This is a genomic window from Amycolatopsis sp. NPDC114484, assembly GCF_055633755.1.
The window spans coordinates 1-3,324 of sequence record NZ_JBVKDQ010000059.1 but is presented as its reverse complement, the minus strand read 5'-3'; the positions used below and the strand labels follow the sequence as shown (position 1 = coordinate 3,324).

Here is a 3,324-nt window from a genome sequence, read left to right as displayed (position 1 = left end):
CTCCACCTGCACCCACCGCGGCAACCACTGAAACACCCGCGCCACAACCCCACCCCTTCAACAAAGCGGTGTTGCAACAACCCCATGACCCCAAGCTTGGCTGAGCGCACGGCGGTAGAACTCGTCCAGGTCGACGCCGGCGGTCCGGTCGCTGGCGCGCCACGGGAGCGGCTTGGGTTCCGCCCGGCGCGAGGAGCGGCGGGCGGCGGCCTCCGGCTCGGACAGCCAGTCGCCCAGGACGTCGCCGGCCTCGCGCCCGCCCAGCGTGTGCAGCTTGCGGGCGCGGCGAAGGTCGGTGGTCAGCGTGTCGTACACCGATTCCGCGGACAGCGCGGCCAGCTGCGGATCGTGCAGTCCGTCGCCGGGCAGCTCGCCGACGCCGAGGGCGACCAGCCAGCCGTTGATCACGTAGTCGCACGCGACGTTCCACAGGTACGGGTCGCGGCCGAGCGCACGGCGGTCGTGCCGGAGCGCGGCGTGCAGCATCTCGTGGGCGAGCACGAACCGCCATTCCTCGGCGGTCAGCGCGGCGTTCGGGTTGACGTAGATCTCGCCGTGCTCGGCATCGACAGCCGCGACCGCGATGTCCCAGGCGCGGACCACTTCGGGATCGACGACCAGGGTGAACCCGGCGGCCACCGCACCGAGCAGCGGGAACGACGACGCGAACCAGCCCAGCGCGCGGTCCCACTCCCCCAGGCTCCGCCGGTGCCGGGTCTGGCCGCGCGCGTCGGCGGCCTGCTCCATCGCCTCGGTGGCCGAGGCGATCAGCCCGCGCGCGAACCGTTCGGTCCACGGCTTGGCCTTGCCGTGGTACTGCACGTGCCACCGGCTCGGCGGCTCCGCGAGCGCGAGGCACGGCCGGTCGCCGCCGGTGCCCAGCGAACGGAAGACCTCCGGAACGCCGGTCTCGCGCCAAGCGCGGGCAAGGGAAAGCTCGCCCGTGCCCGGAAGTTCGGGCACGAGCGTCAGCGGAATGCCGACCCGCACCGCCTCCGCGAAGCGGTGCACAGCGACGCAGCACGCCGCGCTGTAGCTCGCGTCCACGCCCCGGTCGGCGGTGATCGCGTCCGCCTCGGCGAGCTGCTCCTCGTCCAGGTGGCCGAGGCCGAGGTGCAGCAGCAGATGCGCGAACACCCACTCCCATTCGGCGGGCCCGGCGTCGCGGGCGCGGTTCGCCGTGATCAGGCCGTCGCCGGAGACGACCGCCCAGGCTTCGGGTCCGGTCAGGCTGGCGCGGTCCAGGCTCGCGCCGCCCGCGAGCCGGTTGAGGACGGTGTTCTCGCGGACCAGCGCCCAGCCCGCGTCGATCGCCTTGTTCCGGCGTTCGCGCAGGCGAGCGTCGGGACGGACGCCGCTCATGCCCGGGCCGCCACCAAACGCGGCAGGTCGCGCGCGGCTTCGACCAGGAACCAGGACGGCAGGCGCGGGTTGCCCGCCTCGTCGTCCGCGATCACCAGCTGCGCCATCTCCAGCGAGATCTCCGCCAGTTCGACCAGCAGGCTCTTCGCGCGGAACGCGAACTGCCGCACCGCCGCCGACGCGTGCCGCTTGTCCGCGGGCAGGTCGCGGGCCAGCCGGACGCGGAACGTCTCGGCGAGGAAGTAGAGCAGGTCGCGCTCGCCCGGTTCGGCGGGCCAGCGCGCGTCGCCCTTGAGGATCGCTTCCAGGTCGAAGGCGTGCCGCGCGACCTTGAGATAGGACCGGAACGCGCCCGCGTGCTGCGGGGTGAGCGTGGCGTACGCGAGCAGCCCGACGGTCTCGTCGTCGAGCGGATCGCCCGCCGAGTGCAGCAGGTCGGACAGCATGTGCCAGGACCTCGGCGTGGAGAACGGCTCCTCGGTCTTCGGCGGCTGGCTCCACAGGTGGTCCGGGCGCTGGGCCAGGTATCCGACCACCGCCGGATGGATGCCGTTGCCGGCCGCCCAGGCGAGCCAGTCGCCCGCCGACGCGCGCAGGTGGAGGTGGACCAGCCGGTTCACCAGCGCCGACGCCATCGGCCGGGCGAGCGCCTGGTCGGCGGCGCGGTTTCCGGCGCCGATCACCACCGAACCGGGCGGCAGCTCGCAGGAGCCGATCCGGCGGTCGAGGATCAGCGAATAGAACGCCTTCTGCACGTCCGGCGACGCGGCGTTCAGCTCGTCCAGGAACAGGCAGTACGGCTCGTCGCGGGCGATCTGCTCGGGCGGGCAGAACCGGCTGCGGCCGTCGGCGATCTGCGGCACGCCGATCAGGTCCTCGGGCGCGAGCTGGGTGCCGAGCAGCGAGACGCACTCAAGACCGAGCGCCGCCGCGAATTCCCGGACCAGCGACGACTTCCCGATCCCGGGCGCGCCCCAGAGAAAGACCGGCCGGACGACGGCCGTGGTGAGCAGGATGTCGGGCAGCTGGGCAGGCGTGACAGCGATCTGGGCGTGCACAACGCGGACCTTTCCGATGTGAGGACATCCTCGTGCGACGCCCGTTTCGTACCGCTATGATCGCGCGCCGTGCCCGCTGCCCGCATCCGGTTTTTCAGCCCCGCGCCGCCGTCGGATACGGCAGCAGCGCCATCTCCCGCGCGTTCTTGATCGCGGTCGCCACCTGTTTCTGTTGCTGCGGCGTCAATCCGGTCACCCGGCGGGCCCGGATCTTGCCCCGGTCGGAGATGAATTTCCGCAGCAGGTCGACGTCTTTCCAGTCCACCCTGGTGATTCCGGCCGCGTGGAAGGGATTGGGACGCCGCCGCGGCGTCCGGTCCGGTTTGGGCACGGCGCTCACCAGCTCGACTTCGACACGCCGGGCAGTTCCCCGTTGTGCGCCATCTGCCGCATGCGCACCCGCGACAGCCCGAACTTCCGCAGGTATCCGCGCGGACGGCCGTCGGCGGTGTCGCGGTTGCGGATCCGCGTGCGGCTGGCGTCGCGCGGCATGCGCTGCAGCGCGACGACCGCGTCGGCCTTCTCGTCAGCCGAAGCGGACGGCGACGCGATCACCGCCTTGAGCGCGCGCCGTCGTTCGACATACCGCGCGGCGATCACCTTCCGCTGCTCGTTCTTCGCGATTTTCGACTTCTTCGCCATCAGCGTTCTTCCTTGAATTCGACGTGCTTGCGCGCCACCGGGTCGTATTTGCGCAGCACCATCCGGTCCGGATCGTTGCGGCGGTTCTTCTTCGTCACGTACGTGTAGCCGGTGCCCGCGGTCGACCGCAGTTTGACGACCGGCCGGATGTCGGTGCTTTTCGCCATCTAGTGTCCTGCGCCTGAAGTCCGCTATCTAATTGTAGGATGCGGTGATGGCGGGTCGTGGACGGTCCAAGGTCGAGCTGATCCTCAGCGATGAC

5 protein-coding genes are annotated in these 3,324 nt (G+C 71.2%); all 5 read right to left on the bottom strand.

The window, feature by feature from the left end; translation table 11 throughout:
* Positions 1-57 precede the first annotated feature (57 nt).
* Entirely contained in the window at positions 58-1,362 is a 1,305-nt protein-coding gene (locus tag ACZ7SW_RS46755) for a DUF2201 family putative metallopeptidase (RefSeq protein WP_470236836.1), read from the bottom strand.
* A complete protein-coding gene (locus tag ACZ7SW_RS46750; protein ID WP_470236835.1) occupies positions 1,359-2,420 on the bottom strand; it encodes an AAA family ATPase in 1,062 nt (353 codons plus the stop codon). Before ACZ7SW_RS46750 ends, ACZ7SW_RS46755 begins: the two co-directional genes overlap by 4 nt.
* A 94-nt stretch (positions 2,421-2,514) precedes the next feature.
* On the bottom strand, positions 2,515-2,760 hold the full coding sequence (rpsR, locus tag ACZ7SW_RS46745; protein WP_470236834.1) for a 30S ribosomal protein S18: 246 nt from the start codon (positions 2,758-2,760) through the stop codon (positions 2,515-2,517).
* Positions 2,757-3,062, bottom strand: coding sequence for a 30S ribosomal protein S14 (gene rpsN, locus ACZ7SW_RS46740; RefSeq protein WP_470236833.1), 306 nt, complete (start codon positions 3,060-3,062; stop codon positions 2,757-2,759). Before rpsN ends, rpsR begins: the two co-directional genes overlap by 4 nt.
* Positions 3,062-3,229, bottom strand: a complete 168-nt coding sequence (gene rpmG, locus ACZ7SW_RS46735; protein WP_470236832.1) for a 50S ribosomal protein L33 — start codon at positions 3,227-3,229, stop codon at positions 3,062-3,064. Before rpmG ends, rpsN begins: the two co-directional genes overlap by 1 nt.
* Between the last annotated feature and the right edge of the window lie 95 nt (positions 3,230-3,324).